Source organism: Pantoea sp. GABEPS69, from assembly GCF_045780835.1.
GTDB lineage: Bacteria > Pseudomonadota > Gammaproteobacteria > Enterobacterales > Enterobacteriaceae > Pantoea > Pantoea septica.
On the sequence record NZ_CP118619.1, the window covers coordinates 140,567 to 165,715 of the forward strand.

Here is a 25,149-nt window from a genome sequence, read left to right on the forward strand (position 1 = left end):
CGTGCGGAGAGGTAAGTTGCCAGAGCCAATTTCAGAGAGTGGGATGGAGCCAATTGCAGCTGTTATATGCCGATCACTTATTAGAGCGACTGCAGGTTTTGCAGAGTGGTTCGCTACAGCAGCGACTGCTGGCCTGCATACAGGCCGCTATTATTGAAGGGGTTTTTCCTCGCGGCGGACGTTTGCCGCCGACGCGCGACATGGCGCGCGAGCTGGGCGTATCGCGTAATACGGTACTGCATGTTTATGAAAGTTTAATGGCACAGGGCTATGTTACGGCGCGCACCGGCAGCGGCACCCGCGTGGTGGAGACGCTGCCGGAGATTTGTCTGCAAAGTCAGGCGATCGATCTGCTTCAGCCGGTTGCCGCACCGCTGCCGGCCACGCTGTCAAAACGCGGCGCGATGCTGCTAGGGCATGCCACCGCCTCGCCCTATCAGTGGGGCGCCTTCGTGCCCGGCGCGCCCGACGTGACCGAATTCCCGCATAAGCTGTTTAGCCAGATTCAGGCGCGGCTCAATCGCGATCCCGACGTTCACCGACTGATTTACAGCAGCGGCGGCGGCTGCCCCGATCTCCGCCATGCGCTGGTGGAGTATCTGCGCGTGGCGCGATCGGTGAAGGCGGATGCCGATCAAATTCTCATCACCGAAGGGGTGCATCAGGCGGTGGATCTGGTGAGCTGCGTGCTGGGCGATCCTGGCGATCTGGTGTGGATGGAAGAGCCAGGTTACTGGGGCACGCGCAACCTGCTGCGTAAAAACGGCATGAAAATTCGCGCCATCCCGGTCGACGACGAGGGCATCGTGCCGGCGTCCGGGCCGCCGCCTCGCATGGTATTCGTGACGCCGTCACACCAATATCCGCTGGGCGCACATCTCAGTCTGGCGCGGCGTAAAGCCCTGCTGGCGCTGGCGCGACGTCACGGCAGCTGGATTATCGAAGATGACTACGACAGCGAGTTTCGCTTTTCAGGCACGCCCTGGCCGTCGCTACAGGGGCTGGAAGAGGATGCGCCAGTCATCTATATGGGCACCTTCAGCAAAACGCTCTATCCGGCGCTGCGCATTGGCTACATGGTGGTGCCGAAGATGCTGGCCGAGCCGATGCGTACCGCAGCGACCGAACTCTACCGCGGCGGTCATCTCTTGATCCAGCGCGCACTGGGTGAGTTTATCCGCCAGGGGCACTACATGGATCATATCCGCCGCATGCGGTTACTCTACGGCCAGCGGCGTCAGTTCTTATGCAAGCTGATCGAGCGCTATCTGGGGCCGTCGTTTTTACCGCCGGTCAACCATGAAGCGGGGCTGCATCTGGTGCTGCGGCTGCCGCCGGGCTGCGATGACGTCGCGATTACCGCAGAGGCGCTCAAGCGCGGCGTAAAGGTGCGGCCGCTCTCGCAGTACTATATGCATCCGCAGCGCGAACGCGGATTGCTGCTCGGCTACGCCTGCGTCAATGAGCGGCAGTGTCAGGATGCCTTCGGCGTGCTGAAGGGCTGTCTGGTCGCGGCGGGCATCGAGGTTAAGGCGCAGTAATGTCTTAAACGGTGACAAGGGCGATGTTTTTCTCTTTCAGCGCCAGCTGAAATGCGCGATCAAGCTTGTCTTCAATAACCAGAACGTCTATTTCTTCGCAGCTGGCGACGGAGAACCTGGCGACGCCTGGGATTTTCTCTGCGGTCAGCCCGACAATGGTCTGGCTGCTTTGCCTGATAGCCGCTTTCTTAAACTCACAGTCATCGTAATTAAAGCCTGTCAGTCCAGTATCGGGACTCATGGCGCATCCGCCTATAAACGCCTGGTCAAACATCACGCCTTTCAGCTGCTCAATGGCCCTGTTGCCGACGCAGCCGCCGCTGTTTTTATCAATGCGACCGCCAAGCATAATGACGTCAATCGCGGCAAAGTTCAGCAGCGCCGCGGCGATATCGGGCGCATTGGTGACCACCGTAGCGACGAGCGTTGCAGGCAGAAACCGGGTCATAGCCAGATTGGTGGTACCGGCATCGATAAAGATGCAGCTCGCATTTTTTATTCGCTCTGCGCACTTTTGCGCGATGGCCTCTTTAGCTGAGAGATTGTGCTCTTTTCGTATCGCAAAAGTGCCGGCATCCGGCACGATGAGCACCGCGCCGCCATACACCTTTTTGCACAGGCCTTCCTTGCTGAGTTCATGGAGATCGCGCCGAACCGTATGCTCTGAGACACCCAGCTGGCGGGCGAGTTCGGCGCAAACCACGCGTCCCTGTTCGCGCAAAGTTAGTCGGATCAACGCTTGCCGCTGCTCCGGGAAAGCTGCATAATCGAGCATAAATTACCTTTAATATTATTATAACGCGCTTAAGTGAGCATGATCGTGCATGCCACCGCACCTGTCAACCCGTTCCTGCTGCGCTTTTACCCGTACGCAGAAGGGGTTTGCAGCCATCTGACGAGGAACTACATGGTTATGCCATTCACCCGAATTACTTCGCGCCATGCGACGCGGCTGGCTTTTTTTATTGCGGGCGCGCTCACCGCCGCCTGGGCGGTTATTGTGCCCTATGCTCGCGCCAATACGGGCGTCGATGAGGCGACGCTGGGCACGTTGCTGCTCTGTCTGGGCGTCGGCGCGCTGATCGCGATGCCGGTAACAGGCTCGCTCACCAGCCGCTTCGGCTGCCGTCGCGTCATCATGGTTTCCATGGCGGTAATTATCGTCAGCGCGCCGCCGCTGGCGTTTATTGCCGATCCGCTGCTGCTGGGGCTGGTGCTGCTGCTGTTCGGCGTGGGCATGGGCGTTACCGACTGCGCCATGAACATTCAGGCGATCCTGGTGGAAAAGCAATCATCCGTTCCGCTGATGTCGGGTTTTCATGGCATGTACAGTTTTGGCGGCATTGCGGGCGCGGGCGTAATGACCTTGCTGTTAGCGATGGGAACAGAGATTGCTGTCGCGACGCTGCTGGTTAGTTTTATGGTGCTGGCGTTAGCCATACTGAGCTATCCGGGGCTGTTGACCTACGCCAACCCTAAAGAGGGGCCTGCGTTCGCCAGGCCGCGCGGAATCGTTTTGTTGCTGGGGATTGTCTGTTTTTCCGTGTTTCTGACCGAAGGGACGGTGCTGGACTGGAGCGCGCTCTATCTGACGCAGGTGAAAGGCATGCCGGATACGCTGGGCGGTCTGGGATATACCTGTTTCGCCGTGGCCATGACCGCCGCCAGGCTAACGGGCGACCGCGTTGTTCGCCATCTCGGCCGCTTTACCGTGGTTGTCGGCGGATCGGTGATGACGATCGCCGGGCTGGCGCTGGTGATCTACGTTCCCTCGTGGCACCTGTCGCTGCCGGGATACGCGCTGGTAGGAGCCGGCTGTGCGAATATCGTGCCCGTGATGTTTTCGGCGGTGGGGCAGCAGAGCGTGATGCCGCAGTCGGTTGCCGTTCCGGCCATGACCACCCTGGGATATCTGGGCGTGCTGAGCGGCCCGGCACTCATTGGCTATGTCGCTCATTTCACGTCTCTCGCCGTCGCCTTTTCACTCATCATGGGGCTAATGCTGTTTGTCGGCGCGCTGGCGTTCAGCCTGAATCTTGGCCGCGCGCGGTCGGTAAGGGAAAACGCATGAAAATCGCACACGTGGCGTTATGGACCAGAGATCTTGAAGCGCAAAAGGCGTTCTGGCGGCATTTCTTCGCCGCTGAATCGAACGATCTCTATATCAGCAAAAACCGGCCTGGCTTCCGCTCTTATTTTGTCAGCTTAGCCGAAGGGCCGACCATTGAGCTTATGAGTCTGGACGGGCTGGAGAGCGGCCCGCACGGGAAAGAAGTGACGGGATGGGCTCATCTCGCCATCACGGTAGGCTCTCGGCAACGGGTCGATGAGATGGTCAGGAAGGCTGACGCCAGTAACATATTGGTTAGCCCCGCGCGGGTCACCGGGGATGGCTATTATGAGGCGATTATCCGCGATCCAGACGGCAATCTGATTGAGATTGTAAGTTAGGGTGGGAACCTGGGCCGATTATCGGCCCAGAGATCGCGCGCCGCATTCGCTATGCGGCGATTCTGCCGCGCACGATAACCTTTCCTGGCTTGCTGTCGCCATCCTGCACGCGGCGAATCGCCAGGTTGAGCGCCTGCCAGGCGATCTCCTGCAGGTCGTGGCTGACGCAGGGAAAGTGGAAACCGTAAATCTCGGCGTGGGAAACATGATCGATACTGAACAGGTTGACGTCGTCCATGAGCCGCAGTTTGTGCTCGATACAGGCTTTAATGATGCCCAGCGAGATCTGGTTATTACAGCCGACAAAGTAATCTGGAGCCTTATGGCTGTTCAGCCAGCGGCTGGTTTCGCGCCACGCGGCATCCATAAAGAAATCGGCGTACAGAATTTCGAACGATTCCACCTTGCCCAGCAAAGCCGCCTGCAAGCCGGTGACTCTTTCACGCGCGACGTTGGAATTTTCCGGCCCGGAAACCACGACGACGCGGCTGGCCTGCTGCTCTAACAGCCAGCGGCCGGTCTGCAGGCCGCAGTCCAGGTTATCGATATAGACGCCGCTGCAGTGCGACGCCTGCAGTTCGCGATCGACCAGTACGACGGGGATGTTGAGAATTTCCAGCCGCTTCATATAGGCGGGATGATAGTTAACGTCATTGGATATCACGGAAAGAATAATGGCGTCGACGTTATAGCCGATCAGCTTATCGATAATGCGGTCTTCCGCTTCCTGCGATTCGCAGGAGTCAAACACCAGCGTGTCGTAACCCATCTTTTGCGCTTCCAGCGTCATCAGCCGCGTCAGTCCGCCAAAAAACGGGTTTGCCATATCAGGATTGACGATGCCGATGGTTTTACTGGCTTTCGCCCGCAGGTTGCGCGCGGCGGCATTAACGACATAGCCAAGCTGCTCTGCTGTTTCGCGAATGCGCTGCAGCGTTTCCGGATGCACTTTCTCAGGCTGCGAAAACGCCCGGGAAGCGGTAATTTTACTGACGTTCGCCTGCGCGGCGACGCTTGCCAGCGTCGCCTTTCGTCCCCGACCTGCTGCCAATTTCGGCTCCTTAATTAAACCACATCATTTTGTATCATTTACAAATCATGACAGATCCTGGGGTGCGATGCTAATGCTGATTGTTACGCCAGCCGGTTTACGCGCGGATCGGTGAAAATATCCAGCTCATCGCGGCTTTCAGACGAGAACTCCGAGACCACCGCTCCGTTATCGCCCGCCTGAAACCAGTGGCGCGTATTCGGCGCGATGGTGTATTGCTCGCCGGGCCGCAGCAGGACATAGCCGGTGCAGGTGTACCAGGCCTCGCTTCCTTCCGGCACGCGGCAAACCGGCGCGCCGCCGGCGTCATTCTCTGGCAGGCTGCTGTCGTCCACGAACAGGTAAACCTCGCCCCAGCGGCAGCGAAACGTTTCCTGTTTGCCCGGCGTGCCTTCAAACGGCGGGTGCAGATGCTCAGGACAGGTTTGTCTGGGAAACAGCACCAGCTCTTTGGCGCAGTAGCGCGGCGAGTTCACATAGGTCAGCAGCTGCAGGCCGGAAACAGGGTAATCCGGCAGTCCGAACGTGGCGATCTCAATACGCTGCTGCTCTTCCTGCGTGAGCGTAATGTTGGCCTGACGCAGCGCGCTCAGCGTGTGTTGCACATATTCATGGGTGTCCGTCATCGCTTCCTCAACTCATCATAATGGTATCGATAACATTTATTGCAGGGCAGCCAGGGTTAATCTGTGATCAAACTCAATGTTACTCATTGCTATAGGGTTTGGTTGTTAACCTTGATGATGATTTTTTAACAAACATCACAGTTTTGCAGCTTTATTTGCAGCAGTATCGCCGCAGATAAATGATATCGATACCATTAAAATGATCTTACCGGGGGCATAAAATGAAAGCATTGGTTCTGGCGCAAGCGGGCAAAATCGCCATTGAAGATCGCCAATTCGATGAAACGCTCGGCGATAACGACGTCGAAATTAAAATTCACTCCGTCGGCATTTGCGGCAGCGACGTTCACTACTATCAGCACGGCCGCATTGGTCCTTTTGTGGTTGAGGCGCCGATGGTGCTGGGTCATGAAGCGTCGGGCGTGGTGCTGGCCACCGGCAAAAATGTCACTCACGTCAAACCCGGCGATCGCGTCTGCATGGAGCCGGGCATCCCGGATCTGAACTCGGCCCAGTCGCGCGCTGGCATTTACAACCTCGATCCCGCCGTACGTTTTTGGGCGACGCCGCCGGTACACGGCTGTCTGCGTGAAACCGTTATTCACCCCGGCGCCTTTACCTTCAAACTGCCCGATAACGTCAGCTTTGCCGAAGGGGCGATGGTGGAGCCGCTGGCGATTGGCATGCACGCCGCGACCAAAGCGGGTATTAAGCCAGGGGATATCGCGCTGGTGATCGGCGCCGGCCCTATTGGCGTCGTGACGGCGCTGGCCGCGCTCGCAGGTGGATGTTCAGACGTCATCATTTGCGATCTGTTCGATGAGAAGCTGGCGGTCGCCGCCAACTACGACGGGCTGCACGCGGTTAACATCAAAAGCGGCGATTTGGCCGCTACCGTCGCCGCGCTGACCAGCGGCAACGGCGCTGACGTGGTGTTCGAGTGCAGCGGCGCCAAACCGGCTATCGCCACGCTGGCGCAGCATGCCGCGCCGGGCGCGACCGCGGTGCTGGTCGGCATGCCGATCGATGCGGCGCCGATGGACATCGTGGCCGCGCAGGCGAAAGAGATTACCTTCAAGACCATTTTCCGCTACGCCAATATGTATCCGCGCACGCTGCGTCTGCTGAGCAGCGGCAAGCTGCGCGTGCAGCCGCTGATCAGCCAGACCTACAAATTCAGCGAAAGCGTCGCCGCTTTTGAGCGCGCGGCCGCCGGCAACGCCTCAGATATCAAAATCATGCTGGAAATGGAGTAACTCATGTCGCTCTATGCGGGCATTGACTGCGGAACGCAAGGCACCAAAGTCGTGATTGTCGACAGCGAACAGGGTGTGATCCTCGGCGAGGGCAGCGCTGCGCACCGCCTGATCAGCGACTCCAGCGGCCGACGCGAGCAGCAGGCGGCGTGGTGGATCGAGGCGCTGGTGGACGCTTTTCAGCAGGCGGTTTCTCAGGCGGGCGTGGATGCGCGCCGCATCAACGCGCTGGGCGTCTCGGGTCAGCAACACGGCTTTGTGCCGCTGGACGAGCAGGGCGAGGTGCTGCACAGCGTCAAGCTATGGTGCGACACCGAAACCGCCGACGAGAACGCCGCGCTGCTGGCGCAGTTGGGCGGCGTAAGCGGATCGCTGGCGCAGTTGGGTTTAACGGTCGCCACCGGCTATACCGCTTCGAAAATCCTCTGGTTCAAACAGCAGCATCCCGAGCTCTGGTCGCGTCTGCACACGGTGCTGCTGCCGCACGACTACCTTAACTTCTGGCTGACCGGGGAGCGCGTTGCGGAGTATGGCGACGCCTCCGGTACTGGACTGCTGAACGTGCGCACCCGCGAATGGGATCGCCGCGTGGTATCGCTTATCGACGACAGCGGGCGACTGTGGGATGCGCTGCCGCCGCTGAAAAGCGCTGAAAGCTGTATCGGCACGCTGCGTCCGGAAGCGGCGGAAAGGCTGGGCCTCTCTACCGCCACGCGCGTCGCCACCGGCGGCGGCGACAATATGATGGCCGCTATCGGATCCGGCAATATCGCGGCTGGCACCGTGACCATGAGCCTCGGCACCTCCGGCACACTGTTCGCCTGGTCTGATGCGCCCGTCGTCGCCGACACAGAAGCCATTGCCGGTTTCTGCTCCAGCACCAACGGCTGGCTGCCGCTGATATGCACCATGAATGTCACCTCCGCGACCTCCTCGGTGCAGGCGCTGCTGGAAGAGGATGTCGCGGGGTTTAACCGGCTGCTGGAGCAGGCCGCGCCTGGAGCCGGCGGATTAGAGATGCTGCCTTTCTTCAACGGCGAGCGCGTGCCGCCGCTGCCTCATGCGCGCGCCAGCCTGCATAACCTCGACAGCGACAACTTTACCCGCGCCAACCTCTGCCGGGCGGTGGTGGAGAGCGCTACCTACGGTCTGCGCTACGGTCTGGATCTGTTTCGTCGTCAGGGCATTGCGGCGCGGGAAATTCGCCTCACCGGCGGCGGCGCACGCAGTCCGCGCTGGCGGCAGATTGTGGCGGACGTGACGGGCTGCCCGGTGGTTTGCCTGAAGGTCAACGAGACGGCGGCACTGGGCGGCGCGATTCAGGCGATGTGGGCGACCGCGCTGGCGGACCATCCGCATCAGCAGGCGCAAAGCGTGCTCAGCGATCTCTGTCGGCGTTTTGTCTCTCTTGATGAGTCAACCCGCGCCGAGCCTGACGCCGAACGTCAGGCGCAGTACGACGCGCTTTATCAACGTTACCTGCAGCGCCTGCAACAGGCTTACCCGGAGGTTTCACTGTGACACGCGATCCGCACACGCAACAGCCCGCTTATCTGCTGGAAGTGACCGGTGTAAAAAAGGCCTTTGGTCCGGTCGTGGCGCTGAAAAACGCTGAATTCGCCCTGCGGCGTGGCTCGATCCATGCGCTGTGCGGCGGCAACGGCGCGGGAAAATCGACCTTCCTGAGTATTCTGATGGGCTTTATCCAGCCAGACGGCGGCAGCATTTTCATCAACGGCGAGCGCTGCGAGTTTCATCATCCTAAAGATGCGCTTGCCGCAGGCGTGGCGATAGTACAGCAGGAGCTGAGCGCCATTCCCGATCTGACCGTGGCGGAGAATATCTGGCTAGGGCGCGAGCCGCGCCGTCTGGGTTTCGTCGATTTCGCCACCCTGAATCAGCGCACCCGCGACCTGCTGAAAGAGCTCGATTTCACTATCTCCGCCACCGAGAAAATGCGCAACCTCAGCGTCGCCGAGCAGCAGCTGGTGGAGATCGCCAAGGCGCTCTCCCATGCGAATGCCGACATCATCATTATGGACGAGCCCACCTCCGCAATTGGGGAAGAGGATGCGCAGAAGATCTTCCAGACCATCACCCGGCTGGCGCAGAAAGGCAAAGGGATTATTTATGTCTCGCACCGGCTGTCGGAAATTTTCCAGATCGCCGATAGCTACACCATCTTTCGCGACGGCGCCTACATCCACGAAGGTTTTATCGCCGACATCACCCGCGAGCAGCTGATTGAGCACATCATCGGCGGCGAGTACGACAGCGAATTCGCCAAGTTCAACCAGCCGGGCGAGGAGGTGATGATGGAGGTAAAAAACCTGCGCTGGCGCGACAAAATCAAAGATATCAGCCTGCATCTCAAGCGCGGCGAGATCCTGGGGATTTATGGTCTGGTGGGGTCAGGGCGCAGCGAGTTTCTCGACCTGGTCTTCGGCATCAATCATGCCGACAGCGGCACCATCCAGCTGGGTGACACCACCCTGGGACGCCATTCACCGAAAGAGGCGATTAGGTGCGGCATCGCCTATGTCACCGAAGACCGCAAACAGACGGGGCTGGTTCTCTGCCGCTCGGTTAGCGAGAACATCAATATCTCTTCTTTTGGCGCCATCAGCCGGTCGGGCTTTATCAATGAGAAGCAGGAACGCGATCGCGCCAGCGAGATGATTAAACGCTTTAACGTCAAAACGCCGGACGGCGATCAGATTGTCGGCAACCTGAGCGGCGGCAACCAGCAGAAAGTGGTGCTGGGGCGCTGGGCGCTGCTCGATCCGGATGTCCTGCTACTGGATGAGCCTACGCGCGGCATCGACGTGGGCGCTAAAAAAGAGATCTATCGCTTTATGTCGGAATTTGCTCTGAAAAACAAAGGGATAATTATGGTCTCGTCAGAGTTGTCGGAAATTATCGGCATGAGCGATCGCATACTGGTCTTCCGCGACGGGCAGCTAGCCGGTGAATTAACAGCGGCGCAGGCCACGCAGGCCGAGCTGATGAAACTGGCGGTATAACAGAGAGATAATAAGATGAACGGTACGCATTCTATGACACCCGGGGTTTCGTTTTTTACGCGCAACAAGCGCCGCATGCACAAGTACGGCATTATTATCGCCTTCTTTGTCCTGTGTCTGATTGTCGCGGCAATCGGCGAGGTACAGGTGGCGAAGGGCGCCTGGACCAACAACTACTTTCTCAGCAATGAAAATATGCTGATCGTCCTGCGCCAGGTCTCAATCAACGGCATTCTCGCCATCGGCATGACTTTCGTGATCATTACCGCCGGGGTCGATCTGTCGGTGGGATCGGTACTGGCGCTAAGCGGCATAGTCGCCGCGCGTTTCGCCACCAATAACAGCGGACTGGCGATTGGCGATACCGCGCATGCGGTCATGATGCCGTTAATCATCGCGCTGGGCATCGGCATCGTCTGCGGCCTGATTAACGGGACGGTACTGGCGCGCTATCGTCTGCAACCTTTTATCGTCACCATGGGCATGCTGTCGGCGGCACGCGGGCTGGCAATGCTCACCACCGACGGCAATCCGGTCTCGCAGCTGAACCGCGATTTCCGCTGGCTGGGAAATGGCTATATGGCCGGCATTCCGGTACCGGTGATTATCTTCGTGGTGCTGTTCGGCCTGGCCTGGCTGCTGCTCAACAAAACCATTTTCGGCCGCTACATCTATGCGGTAGGCGGCAACCCCAAAAGCGCCCGCACCTCCGGCATTAGCGTGGTGCGCATCAAAGTGCTGGTCTATACCCTGTGCGCCGCGCTGGCGGGGGTGGCCGGGCTGATCCTCACCGCCCGCACCGGCTCCGCGCAGACCAGCGCCGGCGCCGGCTATGAGCTGGACGCCATCGCCGCCGTGGTGATCGGCGGCACCAGCATGGCTGGCGGCGTCGGGACGCTGCTTGGCACCTTCTTCGGCGTACTCATTATCGGCGTGATGAATAACGGCCTCGACCTGCTGGGCGTGCAGTCCTATTACCAGCAGATCATTAAAGGCGCCTTGATTGTAGTGGCTGTATTGCTCGACCCGTCGCGTAAACAACAGCGCGATTAACCCTACTTATATAAAAAAAGCGACCAGGAGATAAGAATGAAAATGACCAAAATTGCATTGCTTGCCTCGGCAATGATGATGGGCAATATGGCGGTGGCGCAGGCCGCGCCGGTGAAAATCGCGGTGCTAATGTACGGCAACAAAGCGGAGTTTGTGCAGCTGATGGAGCGCTACGGCAAAGAGCATCCGTCAGTGAAAAGCGGCGATGCGGTATTGACCTTTTATGACGGACGCTACGACGCCTCGGTGCAAAATGACCAGGCCGCGACCGCCATTCAGACTCGCGCCGACGCGATTATCGTGAACCCCATGGACTTTGAAGCCAATATCGATATCGTCACCAACGCCAACGAGGCGAAAATTCCGGTCGTCGTCACCAACGCCCGCCTTAATACCGAGGAGATGACCTCGGAAGTGGTGTCGAACGACGAGCTGGGCGGTTATCTGGAAGCCAAAGCGGTGCTGGACAAGCTGCAGTGCAAAACGAAAAAAGTAAACGTGGTGATCATCGAAGGGCCGAAGGGCGGCAGCGGTGAAATTCAGCGCGGCAAAGGCAACGATAAAGCCATTGCCGAATGCGGCCCGGGTCAGGTGACCGTGCTGGAGCGCAAAACCGCTAACTGGTCGCGCGCCGAGGCGCAGCCGCTGATGGAAAACTGGCTGCAGAAACACCGTGGCAAAATCAACGGCGTGATCGGCCAGAACGACGAAATGGCGCTGGGCGCGATTGAAGCTATTAAGGGCGCTGGCCTGAACGTGAAAGATTTCGCCATCGCAGGCGTCGACGGCGTGTCAGATGCTATCCATGCGGTTCAGGCTGGCGAAATGGTTTCCATTCTGCAGGATGCGAAAGGCCAGATGCAGGGCGCTATCGATGTGGCGATGCGCGCCGCTAAAGGCGACAGCTATCAGCCGCAGTCCGACATCTGGAAACAGTACGCGAAAGATCTGAACTGGAACGGCGGCACCAGCAAACACTATTACATTCCCTGGACGGTGGTGACGCCGGAGAATGCGCAACAGCTGCTGGATGCGCGTAAGTAAAGGTCGTTGCAGCCTGCACAAAAGCGAGCGTTTGGTTTTATAGCCAAAGAAACCGCGCACCATTCGGACTGAAAATCGTTGCCTGCCTGATATGCCGTGCGCATTCAGGCAGGCCGTATCGCGGTCGTCGCAGAGCTGCGTAGCGCCAGGCCCGCGATCCTGCAAAAAATCTGTAAAATTATTGCAACTTAAATCAATTCCCGATCAGCCACTTAAAGGCAATTGGGCCGCAAAGCAGCGGAACTGCTGGGTTCACAGCTAAAGCCGTCTTTCGCCATGCCGATAAATCATACAGTTTCCATGAAGGTAGATAGCGGCTATGTTAACAATCAACCATAACGAATTTGCCGCGCGAGCGAGTAAATCGATAAACAATAGCTCGTCAGTGCTGGGGCAGGTTATTGAACGGCTCTCCTCGGGTGCGCGTATCAACAGCGCAAAAGATGATGCGGCCGGGCAGGCGATAGCCAACCGTATGACGGCCAACGTCAAGGCAGACAGCGTGGTTTCGCGCGGTCTGAACGACGCTATCAGCCTTGCGCAAACCGCAGAAGGCAGTTTAGGTACCGTCAGCGAGAAGCTTATTCGCGCCAAAAGCCTGGCGATCCAGGCCGCTAACGGCACGCTCTCCGACGCTGACCGCGCCACCGTCAACAACGAGTATCAGCAGATTCTGGCGAGCATTACCGACATTTCCCAGCAGACGGAGATATTTGGTCAATACCCGCTGGCAACAGACGATCCGGAGCTGCCGCCTGCGCTGTTGGGCAACGTACAGCCGATCAAAAATAAGTTCCCGGTCGCGAATCAGAGCTATTCGTTCACCTCCGGCGTGATACCGCTGGCTTATATTCCGGCGGGCGCTACCAACATTACCATCAGTATCGACTCGCTGGGTCAGGATGACGATTTACAGCTGTTTACGCGCGACGGCAAGCATCTGGTTGGCACGCCGATCAACGGCAGCGATCCCGACTTTACCTGGGTAAGCAAAGGGATCACCGATGACGCTACCGCAACGACGTCGCTGCTGACCAGCGCCAACGGTTTTGACAGCGGCGCCGCCTATGACGATTCCCAGCTGCTTCAGGGCGGGGCGAGCTGGTCGCTGAGCGGCAGCGCCTCGATGAGCTACAACGGCATGAACATCAGCTATAGCGGGGATGGGGATCGTTATGAGGATACATCTACCGGGGCCTATAACAACGGCACTATCCAGACCAATCCGCTGGAGCGTATCAGCCTGGATAAGGTGACCGAAGATCTGATTGTGGTCGTGGTGGGCAACGGCTCTTTCACCAGTCAGCTCACCTGGGGAGATCTGCCGGAGCCGGTGACTCAACCCGCGGTGCCGCCCATTAAGAGCCAGCATTTTGACGTCGTGACCAGCGCCGATTTCGGTCAGCAGATGCAGTTCGATACCCTGAAGCCGACGCCCGCTGACCTGAAAACGCTGGGGCTGAAGAATACGACGCTGTTAACCAGCGCCGATATTTCCGTCACCACGAAAGCGCTGGATGCGGCGCTGGAGAAAGTGAGCGCCTACCGTTCCTACTACGGCGCGAAGATTAACCGCTACGAATCGAACAGAACGGTGCTGGCGCAGCAGAGCGTCGATACGCAGTCGGCGCGTAGCCGCATTCAGGATGCGGACTACGCGCAGGAAGCGAGCCGCCTCGCGCAGACGCAGATCCTGCAGCAGGGTCAAAATGCGGTAATGAAAATCGCCAATCAGACGCCGGACATGGTGCTGACGCTGCTGCGCAGCTAAGGTGCCGCTGCTGTTTAGTTCCCGTCACGCCGGTTAACGCGCCCGCTTTTTTCTCCATATCACCAGGGATGGTTTCTTTCTCTTTTTCTCTAGCTGCCACCAGGATAAAGCGCCTGTAGCGGGTGAATTTATATTAGAGTGTGAAGCACTTATCCTGAAGTGTTTCAAGGTGCTGGAAAGAGGGCAAGCCATGCTATTCGCTATTCGATTTACCGATCATTCAGCTCAGTCAGGCGTCCGAGAGCGCTATTTCGACGCGCATATTGCGTGGCTGAAACTCAGAAGAGACGTCATCAAGATCGCCGGGTCTTTACGTGAAAAGCACAACGATCACCCCATTGGCGCTTTATGGATTGTTGAAGCCGCTACTGAAGAGGATGCCTTTAACCTTTTTGCTGAAGATCCTTTTTGGGTACATGGATTAAGGGCCTCTGTGGAGATCCACGCCTGGAGTCTGGCATTTAGCGACATGCTTTCAGAAGCCTCTTCCCAGCCGCCAGCCGCATGACTGCCCGGGCATCTTTGCCGTTCGCCAGACGCGCCTAAACCTCACCCCTGTTGCGCAGTCGCAAACAGAAGCGCGCGGACCCAGCGATGTCCCGCATCCCGGTGCGTTCGCTCGTGCCAGACGGCTATCTTGCTAAAGCCGGGAATCGTCAGCGGCGGCGGCAGTACACTCAAGCCAGGCAGATCGCGCGTCAGCCGACGCGGCACCACGCTAAGCAAATCGCTAACGCGCAGTATCTCCGGCAGCACCAGAAAGCTGCACACCGAGAGCGTCACGCGGCGCGTTCGGCCAAGGGCCGCCAGCGCCTCATCGGTAACGCCGCTAAAACTGCCATCCGCATAAGAGAATAACGCATGATCCTGCGCGCAAAAGCTATCGAGGGTTAAGCCGTCTTGCTGCGCCAGCGGGTGATCCTGCCGCATCAAACAGACATATTCCTCATCGAACAGGGCGCGCGCATGCAGACCATCGGGCGCGCTGTCGGGCGTAATCAGGGCAATATCAATAGCGCCGCGCTCAAATTGCGCCGTGAGAGGCTGGCTGCTGACGGGCGTGATCGCCACGCGAATGCCCGGTGCCTGACGGCGCAACGCCGCCATAAACGGCACGATTACCGCACGCAAGGCATAATCGGTGGCGGCAATCCGGACGGTCATCTCCGCCGTCGCCGGATCGAAAGCTTTCGGCTGCAACAGCTCCGCGACTTCCGCCAGTATGGTTTTCACCGGTTGCGCCAGCTCAAGGGCGCGCAGCGTCGGAATAATGCCGCGCTGCGTGCGGGTAAAAAGCGGATCGTCAAAACATTCGCGCAGGCGCGTAAGCATGCCGCTGACGGCAGGCTGAGTGAGCGATAATCGTTCTGCCGCGCGCGTCACGCTGCGCTCATCGAGCAGCGCGTCGAGGGTTTTGAGCAGATTGAGATCGAGGGTGCGGATATCGGTTTTCATAGACTCCAGCGTTAAGGGATGAGCGTTAAAAGAGCGTTGATGCATCGCCAGATATTAGCATGGCGAATATCAAAGATAATAAATGGCGATTGGCCTTATTTCTTGCGCAATTTGATACTTGTTTTGTTCGCTACCGAGGCTGGTAGCCCCGTAATCCAGGAGAAAAGCGATGAAAATGAATGCCATTAACTGGCCCGACGGTTTTGTGCCGGGCTTCAGCGACAATTTTTGTTCTAATGAAGTGATTGTTTCCGGCCTGAGCAGCAGGGAGATCTGGCCGCTGCTGAACCAGCCGTCGCTATGGCCGAGTTATTATCAGAACTCAGCGAATCCGCGCTTTTATGACGATAAAGGCCCCGAGCTGGCGCAGGATGTCCGATTCTACTTTGAAACCTTCGGCTTCCCGGTAGAGGCGCAGGTGACTGAATATGTTGCGCCCACAGAGGGCGAGCCCGCGCGTCTTTCCTGGCACGGCTGGGCGGGAGAAGAGGGCAGCGACGATCGGCTGGATGTCCTGCACGCCTGGCTGATTGAAGATTTATCAGACAAGCGCGTGCGCATCCTTACGCAAGAGGTACAGAACGGCAAACCCGCTAAAGAGCTGGCAAAGGCGAAACCCAATCCCATGATCAATGGTCATCAGGAGTGGCTGGACGGGCTGATCGCAGCGGCGCGCGCGCGGCAGTCGCGCTGACTGACACTCGCTGGATGATGCCGACAGCGGCGTTGCTGATACCCGGCTTACGCATCTTCGTTTCGCCATTCCGTCTTTAAGCGGTGAATAAGCCTCAGGAGAATGCGATAAGGTCAGCGCATCAGGCCTTTTACCGAAATAAAAATGAGCACCAGCCCGCCAGCGATATTGACATATTTTTTAAGGCGGGCGGGGTCGGCCTTTCTCGCCGAGAAAATCAGGGCATGGCTAACGGCAAGCAGCCAGACGCTCATCACCACGATATGAACCGTGGCCAACACCAGAAAGGATGAAAGGCCGCCATGACGGCCGGCAAACGGCGAAACCACCGTCAGATAGAACATAACGGCTTTGGGGTTGAGGACGTTAGCGAGCCAGGCCTCTTTTACCGTAACGGAAGCGACAGGCTTTTCAGGCGCCGTCTGCCTGGCGCGGAGACCGCTGCGAATGAGCTGGATGCCGAGCCAGAGAAGATAGAGCGTACCAGCGATTTGCAGTGCGCCAGAGAGCAGCGGTGCCGACGCGATAACAGCGGTGATACCTAGCCCGATAAGCAGCGCATGGGTATAGATGCCTATCGCTGTTCCAGTCAGCGTCCGGTAAAGCCCTTTACGCCCGCCGGCTAACGCGCTGTTCATCACCAGCGTAAAGCTGGCGCCGGGCGAGAGGGCTACAGGCAGCAGTGCGGGCAAGAAACCCAGCAGATCGATATTCATAGATCGAGGATAGCCGTTCCAGCGCCCGACTACTTATCCCGACCGGCCGTCCAGGGATTAAATGCCGGCTCGGTGCTGGCTTTAGCAGCGGGTTCATTCAGCGAGTCGAGATAAAGGGCTTCCACTTCGGCGCGCGCCCAGGGCGTACGACGCAAAAATTTTAAGCTCGATTTAACGCTCGGATCGTTTTTGAAGCAGTTGATATTGATCCGCTTACTCAGTTCCAGCCAGCCAAAGCGCGTCACTAACGCATTTACCTGCATTTCAAGCGTGACGCCGTGCAGCGGGTCTTTCGCGCGATGATCGGTCATGAAAAGTCCTCTTTATATGGACCGGAAAGGGTACAAGAAAGCCGAAGCAGCAGCAATCAATCACTATTCAGAGTACACTCACCGCTGTGAATTCACTCAGGACGATACGCTATGAACGATAAAAAGATGATCTCCATCGACCAGTTCGACCCGGATGAGCGGCTGGCGGTAGATGGCGTTTTAAAAGGGTTAATCGAAAAGTATCGCCAGCGCACCGGCAAAGAGCCGGACGTCAAGAAAGAGAAAGAGTTTACCGCCGAAGCCCGGCAGCAGATTATGAGCGTGAAGCTGGCGAAACAAAAAGCCCAGGCCGAAAAAGCCAAAAAGACGCCGACGCGCAGAAAGAAACCCGAAGCGATGAAGGAGAGCGAAGTCTCCGATTTCAGCTGGAAAGCCTCGGTAATTAAAGGCCGACGCTAGCGTTAATTAACAGATATCGGCTGGCATCGGCCAGCCGATATAATCCTGCGTCAGGCGCAAAGTTTCACAATGCGACTGCGATCGGCAAGCACTTCCGGCCCCATGGTAAAGGTTTTATAAAAACGCACCTCCGATCCTGCGCCGCGTTTATAGATATCGGCGAACATCGAGTTTTCCCAGGTATAAACCGTCACTCTTTGGTTTTCATGTTCCAGATGGGTAGTATTATCTTTTTGCACAACTTCGGTGGATGACCAGCCTCGATAGATGCACTCACTTAACTGTCCGGCGCTTCGGCCGCTAACCTGATGAAAGTCGGCGGATTTCATTCTTGCTTCCTGCGGCGTCGCCTGGCAGCCGCTCAGCATAAAAAGGGCGATCAACAGCGGTAACGTAAAATTACGCATCGGAAAGCTCTCCGTCAGATCGAAATAATGCTAAGGCTGGATGAATCTGCCTGCGAGCTAATTTACGCTTAGCGCCGCATAAGGTGAGTATATGAGATGGCGAGTTATTTACCACATGGCGACAATATTATTCAGCGCAGGGTTATTTTTAATTCAACCTGTAATTATGATCGATTTTAAAAAAGCCGCTGTGGCGCTGCGCACATTTTTACGCTGCGCCTCCCAGGCCGCCAGGCGTCGCGGCAAGATAAAAAATCAGGAAAATGCCGGGCGCGCTTTCCACCTCCAGCGCGGTATAGGTGTAATGATTTATCGTTCCATCGCGCTCGACGATCGCTTTATTGCCCGCGCCGACTTTATTGACGTCCTGCGCGTGCCACATGGTGCGAAATAGATCGCTGCGCGCAGCGAGATCGCGAATCACCTCTTCAAAGGCTTCACTCTGGTTGCTGGCGGCGTAATAGGCGCGGAAGGCGGCGATGCTGTGTCTGGCTGCCTGTTCCCAGTCGTGAATTTTCTGCTTATATCCCTCATTAATAAAAAGCAGTTTTAGCGAGTTGCGATCGGCTTCAGGGATCGTCGACCAGTCAAATAGCCGGACGCGAGCCGCTTCATTCCAGTAAAGAATATCCATATTGGCGCGGCGAATAAAAGCGGGATGCGGCGACAGGGCGTCTGCCATGGCGATCACCTCGCGCGGAATCGCTTTCGGGCCATCGGGGGGATTCTTTTTGCCGAAAATCAGCGCCTCGAGGTAATCCTGCTCGGTGGGCGAGAGCTGCAGCACCTTGCCGATGCGCTGGATCGCAGACGGGGAGATGCGAATGTCGCGACCCTGCTCCAGCCAGGTGTACCAACTGACGCTGACGGCGGCGAGCTGGGCTACCTCTTCCCGACGCAGGCCCGGCACGCGCCGTTGGCAGTTGCTGAAGCCATAAACTTCCGGATCAACGCGCGCGCGGTGGTGAACCAGAAAGTTCTTTATGTTCTCGTTGCGCGTCATCTGTACTCCTGGGTATGACCTCTGGTCATAGGATAACTGGCCCCATTTTTCGTCAGGTCATGCGGTTTTACACTGGCCGCAAGATTAAGTGACTTAGCGAGAAAAAAGCAAAAATATGTCGAATCAACACCTGTCGGAGCGCAACCCTTCCAGCCATCGTCTGCCGGGCGCCATCGGTACGCTGCTTACCGGCATCCTGACGCTGGTGGCGGTAATGGGAATTGGCCGCTTCTCTTTAACCCCGCAAATCCCATTGATGATTAAGGAAGGAGCCTTGACGCTCTCCAGCGCGGGCATTCTGGCGGCGATGAACTATATCGGCTATCTGCTGGGCGCGCTGCACGCCAGCCGCTTAACGAAACATCATGCCGTCTATTTAAAAACGGGACTGGTTGCCACGGTGCTGGTGACGCTGCTCTCTGCCGCGACAGCCGATTTTACCTTACAGTGCCTGTTTCGCTTTCTGTCTGGCGTAGGCGGCGCCTGGGCGTTGATTATCGTTACCTCATGGACGCAGCTGACGCTGGCGAGCCATCGGGCGCCCAGGCTATCGGCTGCGGTGTTTACCGGCCCCGGCATCGGCATCGCGTTAACCGGCCTGCTGGCCTGGGGCGGTGCGGCCTGCGGCCTGCGCGCCTCGCAGGCGTGGCTGGTTTACGGGCTGGTCGCCGCCGCTGCGGCGCTGCTGATTTTCAACCGGCTGCCGGTCTCGTTGCCGTCTGCGGATCGGTCGGCTAAGTCGGAACCCTTCAACCGCAACCTGAAAAGGCTGCTGGCGGCCTATAGCCTGGCGGGCTTCGGCTATATTTTGCCCGCCACCTTTTTGTCCCAGATGGCGCACAGCTTTTTTACCAGCGGCAATCAGGCGGCGCTCTTCTGGCCGCTGTTCGGCCTCTCTGCGGTGGCGGGCGTGCTGCTGGTGATCGCCTTCGCGGCGCGCCTCAATATCCAGGCCGCGCTGGCTGCGGCGATGGTGGCGCAGGGCATCGGCGTCGCCAGCGTAGTGATTTTCCCTGACGTGAAGGGGCTGTTCATCGCCACGCTGCTTACCGGCCTCGGCTTTCTTTCAATTATGCAGCTCTCGATGCGGCTGGCGCGCGATCTCTCCTCCGGCGCGATGGCTCGCACCGTGGCGGTGCTGACGTCCGGCTACGCCAGCGGGCAGCTAATCGGCCCGCTGGTCTCTTCGGGAAGCGTCATGCTGTTTCACTCGCTGCATCCTGCGCTGCTGCTGGCGGCAGCCGGTCTGGCGCTCGGCGGCCTGATCGTGGGCATCGCGATTAAACGCTAAAAAAACGCGCCGGTCTGGTGGCGCGGCGGCTTCTGATCCAAAATCGCCGTCTGCTTTCGAAAGGATCAACAGATGGCACGCACTCATACAATCCTGACCCTGGCCAGACGGGCGCTGATCGGCATCGCTGTTCTGCTGCTGGTTTTCTTTATTGGTCGTATTTATCAGTCGGAGCAGGGACCGTCGCTGCATCGCTGGCACAGCTGGGTGGCCGACGAGATGTCGGCCGATGAGATAGATCGCGCCAGCTTCGCCGATTATCAGCAGCGGGAAGCGCGCATCTTTCAGGAGATGAAAGCCGAGCTGAACGATGCGCTGAGCGATGAGGATAAAAACGCGCTGAACCGCTTTTATCCCGGCAGCGCAGTTTATCCGGCGCGCTTCGATACCGACTGGAATCGTTCGTTTATTCTGATGCCCAAAGGAGAAATTCGGGGCGCGGTGGTGCTGCTGCATGGGCTGACCGACGCGCCCTACAGCGTGCGCTATCTGGCTAAGGATTATCAGCAGCGCGGCTTTGTCGCGGTTGCGCCGCGGCTGCCGGGGCATGGCACGGCGCCGGGCTCGCTCACGGCGGTCGACTGGCAGAGCTGGATGGCGGCCACCCGACTGGCGGTGCGGGAGGCGACCCGGCTGGCGGGCGCGCAGCGGCCGCTGCATCTGGTGGGCTACTCCAACGGCGGCGCGCTGGCGATGAAATATGCGCTGGAGAGCCTGAGCGACAAACAGCTACGCGCGCCGCAGCAGATCGTTTTGCTGTCACCGATGATCGGCGTCACCGGCTATGCCCGCTTCGCCGGTATTGCGGGCTGGCCCGCCTTGTTTCCCGCCTTCGCCCGAACCGCCTGGCTCAACGTGGCGCCGGAATATAACCCTTTTAAATACAATTCGTTTCCCGTAAACGCCGCGCGCCAGTCCTGGCTGCTGACGCAGGCGTTGCAGGCGCAGATCGTTCAGGCGGCGCGTAGCGGGCAGATCAGCGCGCTGGCGCCCGTGCTGACCTTTCAGTCGGTAATGGACGCCACGGTAAGCACCCGCGCGGTGGTCGATGCGCTCTATCGCTATCTGCCGCGCAACGGCAGCAGTCTGGTGATTTTTGATATCAATCAGGCGGCCAATATGAGCGCGCTGTTCCGCGCGCCGCTCCCCTCGGCGGTGAGCCGTCTGCTGCCAGCCGCGCCGCGCGCTTACGCCGCCAGCGTGATCACCAACCGCACGCCGGTGACTTATCAAACGGAGGCGCGCACCATTAATGCGGGCGAGGTTGAGGAGCGGGTCAAACCTTTAACCCTTGCGTGGCCGCAGGATATGTTCTCTTTGTCGCATATCGCCGTGCCTTTTCCCTTGAACGACGATCTCTATGGCGAGCAGCCTGACAAGAAAAACCGCTACGGCATTTCGCTGGGCGACATCTCGCTGCGCGGCGAAACCAGCAGTCTGACCGTGGGTCCGGAAACCTTTATGCGCGCTACGTCGAATCCCTTTTTCAGCGAGATGATGGCGCGCATCAATGCGCAGATTGCCTGCAGCGGCGCAGAGGATTACCGCGCCTGCATCGGCCGCTAGGTTGCGACGGGAGAGACGCTAAACAAAAAAGCCCGCGCAAGGCGGGCAACAGAGCGTGTCGTTAGTTTCTTGATTTCGTAGGCAACACTTTGCTGTGTGTTACCTGTTAATCATAGCGCAGCGGCAGGGATTTTCTGTGTGAACTACGCAACGTTCTGTCTATATCTCTGACAGGCAGTAGCCGGCCGGCTTCAGGGTCAGGCATCCAGTTCATACTGAACCGAGAGCTGGCCTTTTTTCTCTTTGAGCTTAAGGATACGAATGTTGCCGATCTCCAGCGTATTCTGCACGTGGGTACCGCCACAGGCGTAGGGTTTGAGATCGCCCCAGGTCACCATTCGTTTGCCCGCCGTTTCGCTGATAACGCGGCTGTCGCCACGCTGAACCAGCGCCGCCGCATCGGCATTAAGCTCGTCAAGGGTAACGGGCGTTAAGGGCGCGACGGCGTCAAAAACGATGCGTCCTTCGCCCGGCTTATGGTTTCCCTTTACGCCCAGCCAGCCATATTTCTCTCCTGCGAGGCCGATGAGATGGCCGGCGGAATGGTAGCGTGAGTGAAGTGCGCGCAGTCCGGCGTCAACCTTTAGCTGCGCCGGACCCGTCTCCAGCGGGGCATCGGTAAAATGAAGCACCTGGTCGCCATCCTGCACCGCCTGCAGCATGTTTACGCCGTTAATCGTGCCTCTGTCAGAGGGCTGCCCGCCGCCCTGCGGATGGAACAGCGTGGCAGAAAGAATGACGCAGAAACGATCGTCGCTCTGCGGCGTGCAGCTTATTACCTGGCTTTCTGTCTCAAGCGCATCGCTGGCGAAATAGCGTTTTTCAGTCACGGCAACTCCTGTAAAAAAGAAAGACAGGAGGCAGCATACTGAGTCTGCGTGGAATAAAAAAGGGCGAGGAGGTAGGAAGGGAAGGTAGTGTGCGAGCATCCCTGCTCGACGGGCAATCCGTTAAATCGCTTCGCGAAGCTCCGGCCAGGCGACGGCGGCGCCGGTATCGCTGAACAGACGGCCCTGGAAGTTGATTACGCCTGCCGCTTCCAGCCACATCCACTCTTCCGGACGTTCAATGCCGGCGGCAATGACGGTGATTTCCAGCGCGGAGCAGCACTTGATAATCGCCTGAACCACCGCCTGCCGCGGGCCGCTGCGGTGTACGTCGCGGATAATGCCTGCGCCGATACGAATACGGTCGGGCTGAATGCGGGTCAGCATGGAAAGTCCTGCCGAACCGTCGCCGAAGTTATCGATCGACAAGCTGATGCCCGCTTCCTTGAGCTGTCTCACTGCAGTTGAAAACGCATCGAGCTGAGAAATGACCTCTGTTTCGCTGACGCCGATAATCACCTGCTCCGGCACCAGTCCGGCGCTACGGATCTCATCCACAATAATGCGCACCGCCTCAGGAATGGCGACCAGCGTCATCGGCAGCAGGCTGACGTAGAGCGGCATACCTTCCGGACAGGCTCTGCCCGCCTGGTCGAAAGCCTGTCTGGCGGCGTTCAGGCTGGCCTGATATTTCGGCAAACCTTCAAGCGCAACCTCTCCATTCAGCGTAGCGATAGCTTCAATCGCCGTGACCTGACGACCCAGCGGATCGATAACTGGCTTAAAGGTCACGCCGTGATTGGCGGGCCAGGCGTCTGAGGCGCCCGTCTGGTCTGCAATAAAGTCCCAGTATTCAACCGGCGGCACTTCAAAATAGTTCTCTTTTTCGCGCGACTCGACAAAGGTGCGTAAGAACTGTAAGCCGCGATCGTCGTAGGTGAGACGATAGCGCGAGGTGCCCTTATCCAGCACAGCCTGCAGAACAGTGGACCGCTCATGCTCGCGCAGATCGAACAACTCCATACCGGCGTTGCCAAAACGGCGCGACGGCGAATAGTCGCGCATCAGCTCGACAACGTTATGATGGCGCTTGTCGGCGCAGATGCGGCTATAAATATCCAGCACGCCCGCCTCCGGCCCCTCCAGGATCTGGAAAAAGTGGGTGCCGTTAAACAGCAGAATGCCGGTCACTTCATGGGACGCATTCAGCTGGCTGGCTTTATCCACCATGCCAGGAAGAGATTTTACAGGCACCTCGTCAGAGAGATGGCTGCGGTAAATTATTGTTGTAAGCATGAATGCTCCGGTTACGTGATTGTCGCGGCCACATTAACAGCAACAGGCAGGTCAACGCCAATTAACGCTGAGTAATTTGTGCGATAACAGGATTAATCCTGCTCGTTTTAGCGAGAGCGGCTGAATAAAAAAGATAACTATGCTGCTTTTTCACCGTCAGCAATAAGAAGATTCAAATTGGCATTTTCGTAATTTGATGTATTTATTGTGATTAAATATTTTAACCTAAAATTTATTCTGAACTACCGCTTCGCTTGAAAGAAAGTTGCAGTTTTTACAAGTTTTTACCATGTTCAGAGCCAGGTGTTTTTAAGCCAAACGGCAGCTCTTTACAAAAATAAAATTCTGTACAGGTTTGCGGTTACTAAACTGACAAATGAGGTTATGTCTAATTCGCAACAAAAGGAGACTACGTGTTATTTCACAACGACGAGAAAGGTCACGCCATTATTGGCGAAGCTGTCATCAGCCTGGCTCTCGGTGAGAAAGAAATAAGCGTTGAGACACTCATCGCTGAGCTGAGTCGGATGGCTGAAAATGAAACCCACGCCGCAAGGCTAACGGCTATCTCGGAGGCCAGACGCTGGCTGAAGAGCTATCAACATCATGACATCCGGGATCGATCCGAACTGCACTGGCTGACAGTCGCAGGGCGGGAAGATGATGGAAAACACAGCGAGGACGTCATCCGGCTCCGGCCGGAAAACGACGATGAAAGATAACCTCATTATCGGGCGCGTCTGACGCGTCCCGGCCGGAGACCGTTGTCAGGGACGACACCTTCTTTATCTGCGCCTGATTGCACCACCTGCAAAGTTGTACAACTTTACCTAAGCCTTTTAAGTCGCTGAAAGCCCGTAAAAACGGGCTTTTCAGGCGATGTAGCACTTTTTGCACAAAAATAAGACCTGTACAACCTCGCTAGGGCTGTACAACTTTGCAGGAGTTGTATAACTTTACTGCAGGTTTTGACGACCACTATTTAATCGCTTGTTAACGCAGAGGGTTTACCATGCGCCAGAACGTCGTAATCGCAGACACAGTTCGCTATATCAGCACCACCGCGCTGCCGTCGCAGCAGGAAACTCTGGGTCAGGTTGTGACAGAGATTCTGCGCGCTGGCCAAAACCTGAATCGCAAGGCGCTGTGTTCGCGTCTGATCCGTCGCCTGGAGCAGGCGACGGGGCCGGAAGAAGAGCAGCAGCTTCATCTGCTCATTGGCATGCTGTTCAGCCGCTAATCGCCCGATGTAGAAACTGGTTCAGGATGAGCTGCTGGGCTCAGCCTGAGCAACCATTATTTGACGGCGCTGCACCATGCTCGCAGGCCATACTAAAAGAACATACT

General features: G+C 57.7%; 26 protein-coding genes. 16 read left to right on the forward strand and 10 right to left on the reverse strand.

Annotated elements, in window-relative coordinates:
* The first annotated feature begins 53 nt into the window (after positions 1-53).
* Positions 54-1,541 carry a PLP-dependent aminotransferase family protein gene (locus PVE98_RS20525; protein ID WP_096074070.1) on the forward strand — a complete coding sequence of 496 codons (1,488 nt, stop codon included), beginning with the start codon at positions 54-56 and terminating at the stop codon, positions 1,539-1,541.
* 4 nt (positions 1,542-1,545) lie between these two features.
* Here the strand turns inward: PVE98_RS20525 and PVE98_RS20530 are convergent, their stop codons facing one another.
* Positions 1,546-2,316, reverse strand: a complete 771-nt coding sequence (locus PVE98_RS20530) for a DeoR/GlpR family DNA-binding transcription regulator (RefSeq protein WP_096074069.1) — start codon at positions 2,314-2,316, stop codon at positions 1,546-1,548.
* A gap of 138 nt (positions 2,317-2,454) precedes the next feature.
* Here PVE98_RS20530 and PVE98_RS20535 point away from each other — a divergent pair, with 138 nt between their 5' ends.
* Both PVE98_RS20535 and PVE98_RS20540 read left to right on the forward strand, forming a co-directional pair.
* Positions 2,455-3,612 carry an MFS transporter gene (locus PVE98_RS20535; RefSeq protein ID WP_096074346.1) on the forward strand — a complete coding sequence of 386 codons (1,158 nt, stop codon included), beginning with the start codon at positions 2,455-2,457 and terminating at the stop codon, positions 3,610-3,612.
* Positions 3,609-3,992 carry a VOC family protein gene (locus tag PVE98_RS20540; RefSeq protein ID WP_033748429.1) on the forward strand — a complete coding sequence of 128 codons (384 nt, stop codon included), beginning with the start codon at positions 3,609-3,611 and terminating at the stop codon, positions 3,990-3,992. The genes PVE98_RS20535 and PVE98_RS20540 overlap by 4 nt, the downstream gene beginning before the upstream one ends.
* A gap of 49 nt (positions 3,993-4,041) precedes the next feature.
* On the opposite strand, the gene PVE98_RS20545 is transcribed toward PVE98_RS20540, so the two are convergent.
* Together PVE98_RS20545 and PVE98_RS20550 are read right to left on the reverse strand one after the other, a co-directional pair.
* Positions 4,042-5,043 carry a LacI family DNA-binding transcriptional regulator gene (locus PVE98_RS20545; RefSeq protein ID WP_096074068.1) on the reverse strand — a complete coding sequence of 334 codons (1,002 nt, stop codon included), beginning with the start codon at positions 5,041-5,043 and terminating at the stop codon, positions 4,042-4,044.
* A gap of 83 nt (positions 5,044-5,126) precedes the next feature.
* Positions 5,127-5,669, reverse strand: a complete 543-nt coding sequence (locus PVE98_RS20550; protein WP_096074067.1) for a D-lyxose/D-mannose family sugar isomerase — start codon at positions 5,667-5,669, stop codon at positions 5,127-5,129.
* A 221-nt stretch (positions 5,670-5,890) separates the two neighbouring features.
* On the opposite strand from PVE98_RS20550, the gene PVE98_RS20555 reads away from it, so the two are divergent.
* From PVE98_RS20555 to PVE98_RS20585, 7 genes are all read left to right on the forward strand, one after another.
* Positions 5,891-6,925, forward strand: coding sequence for an NAD(P)-dependent alcohol dehydrogenase (locus tag PVE98_RS20555; protein WP_096074066.1), 1,035 nt, complete (start codon positions 5,891-5,893; stop codon positions 6,923-6,925).
* Positions 6,926-6,928: 3 nt separating this feature from the next.
* Positions 6,929-8,446 (forward strand): xylulokinase, encoded by a 1,518-nt coding sequence (xylB, locus tag PVE98_RS20560; RefSeq protein ID WP_096074065.1) that lies wholly within the window; start codon positions 6,929-6,931, stop codon positions 8,444-8,446.
* Complete coding sequence (locus PVE98_RS20565; protein WP_051905563.1) at positions 8,443-9,948, forward strand: sugar ABC transporter ATP-binding protein; 1,506 nt, start codon at positions 8,443-8,445, stop codon at positions 9,946-9,948. The genes xylB and PVE98_RS20565 overlap by 4 nt, the downstream gene beginning before the upstream one ends.
* A gap of 33 nt (positions 9,949-9,981) precedes the next feature.
* Positions 9,982-11,001, forward strand: coding sequence for an ABC transporter permease (locus PVE98_RS20570; protein ID WP_369799136.1), 1,020 nt, complete (start codon positions 9,982-9,984; stop codon positions 10,999-11,001).
* A 36-nt stretch (positions 11,002-11,037) separates the two neighbouring features.
* Entirely contained in the window at positions 11,038-12,045 is a 1,008-nt protein-coding gene (locus tag PVE98_RS20575; RefSeq protein ID WP_407568605.1) for a substrate-binding domain-containing protein, read from the forward strand.
* 319 nt (positions 12,046-12,364) lie between these two features.
* Positions 12,365-13,816, forward strand: a complete 1,452-nt coding sequence (locus PVE98_RS20580) for a flagellin (RefSeq protein WP_096074064.1) — start codon at positions 12,365-12,367, stop codon at positions 13,814-13,816.
* Positions 13,817-14,006: 190 nt separating this feature from the next.
* Entirely contained in the window at positions 14,007-14,324 is a 318-nt protein-coding gene (locus PVE98_RS20585) for a YciI family protein (RefSeq protein ID WP_033749069.1), read from the forward strand.
* Between the two features lie 41 nt (positions 14,325-14,365).
* Here the strand turns inward: PVE98_RS20585 and PVE98_RS20590 are convergent, their stop codons facing one another.
* Positions 14,366-15,271: a LysR family transcriptional regulator gene (locus PVE98_RS20590; RefSeq protein WP_096074063.1), complete on the reverse strand. Its 906-nt coding sequence runs from the start codon at positions 15,269-15,271 to the stop codon at positions 14,366-14,368.
* 175 nt (positions 15,272-15,446) lie between these two features.
* Between PVE98_RS20590 and PVE98_RS20595 the strand changes: the two genes are divergently transcribed.
* Positions 15,447-15,965, forward strand: coding sequence for a polyketide cyclase (locus PVE98_RS20595; RefSeq protein WP_096074345.1), 519 nt, complete (start codon positions 15,447-15,449; stop codon positions 15,963-15,965).
* A 113-nt stretch (positions 15,966-16,078) separates the two neighbouring features.
* Here PVE98_RS20595 and PVE98_RS20600 read toward each other — a convergent pair whose 3' ends face one another.
* Positions 16,079-16,681 carry a LysE family translocator gene (locus PVE98_RS20600; RefSeq protein ID WP_096074062.1) on the reverse strand — a complete coding sequence of 201 codons (603 nt, stop codon included), beginning with the start codon at positions 16,679-16,681 and terminating at the stop codon, positions 16,079-16,081.
* Between the two features lie 29 nt (positions 16,682-16,710).
* Positions 16,711-16,992, reverse strand: a complete 282-nt coding sequence (locus PVE98_RS20605) for a VF530 family DNA-binding protein (protein ID WP_096074061.1) — start codon at positions 16,990-16,992, stop codon at positions 16,711-16,713.
* A 111-nt stretch (positions 16,993-17,103) separates the two neighbouring features.
* Here PVE98_RS20605 and PVE98_RS20610 point away from each other — a divergent pair, with 111 nt between their 5' ends.
* Positions 17,104-17,412, forward strand: coding sequence for a hypothetical protein (locus tag PVE98_RS20610; RefSeq protein ID WP_033748457.1), 309 nt, complete (start codon positions 17,104-17,106; stop codon positions 17,410-17,412).
* Between the two features lie 50 nt (positions 17,413-17,462).
* On the opposite strand, the gene PVE98_RS20615 is transcribed toward PVE98_RS20610, so the two are convergent.
* Together PVE98_RS20615 and PVE98_RS20620 are read right to left on the reverse strand one after the other, a co-directional pair.
* A complete protein-coding gene (locus PVE98_RS20615; protein WP_096074060.1) occupies positions 17,463-17,819 on the reverse strand; it encodes a hypothetical protein in 357 nt (118 codons plus the stop codon).
* Positions 17,820-18,027: 208 nt separating this feature from the next.
* Complete coding sequence (locus PVE98_RS20620) at positions 18,028-18,822, reverse strand: helix-turn-helix transcriptional regulator (RefSeq protein WP_096074059.1); 795 nt, start codon at positions 18,820-18,822, stop codon at positions 18,028-18,030.
* Positions 18,823-18,937: 115 nt separating this feature from the next.
* Between PVE98_RS20620 and PVE98_RS20625 the strand changes: the two genes are divergently transcribed.
* Positions 18,938-20,113: a YbfB/YjiJ family MFS transporter gene (locus PVE98_RS20625; protein WP_096074058.1), complete on the forward strand. Its 1,176-nt coding sequence runs from the start codon at positions 18,938-18,940 to the stop codon at positions 20,111-20,113.
* A gap of 72 nt (positions 20,114-20,185) precedes the next feature.
* Positions 20,186-21,679, forward strand: a complete 1,494-nt coding sequence (locus PVE98_RS20630) for a carboxylesterase (RefSeq protein WP_096074057.1) — start codon at positions 20,186-20,188, stop codon at positions 21,677-21,679.
* Between the two features lie 197 nt (positions 21,680-21,876).
* Here PVE98_RS20630 and PVE98_RS20635 read toward each other — a convergent pair whose 3' ends face one another.
* Both PVE98_RS20635 and PVE98_RS20640 read right to left on the reverse strand, forming a co-directional pair.
* Positions 21,877-22,509, reverse strand: a complete 633-nt coding sequence (locus PVE98_RS20635; RefSeq protein WP_096074056.1) for an alanyl-tRNA editing protein — start codon at positions 22,507-22,509, stop codon at positions 21,877-21,879.
* A 120-nt stretch (positions 22,510-22,629) separates the two neighbouring features.
* Positions 22,630-23,802: a diguanylate phosphodiesterase gene (locus PVE98_RS20640; protein WP_096074055.1), complete on the reverse strand. Its 1,173-nt coding sequence runs from the start codon at positions 23,800-23,802 to the stop codon at positions 22,630-22,632.
* A gap of 413 nt (positions 23,803-24,215) precedes the next feature.
* Here PVE98_RS20640 and PVE98_RS20645 point away from each other — a divergent pair, with 413 nt between their 5' ends.
* Both PVE98_RS20645 and ycgZ read left to right on the forward strand, forming a co-directional pair.
* The gene (locus tag PVE98_RS20645) at positions 24,216-24,524 is read left to right on the forward strand and encodes a hypothetical protein (protein WP_033748465.1); all 309 of its coding nucleotides are present in this window, start codon (positions 24,216-24,218) and stop codon (positions 24,522-24,524) included.
* Between the two features lie 290 nt (positions 24,525-24,814).
* A complete protein-coding gene (gene ycgZ, locus PVE98_RS20650) occupies positions 24,815-25,042 on the forward strand; it encodes a regulatory protein YcgZ (protein WP_033748467.1) in 228 nt (75 codons plus the stop codon).
* Positions 25,043-25,149 lie beyond the last annotated feature (107 nt).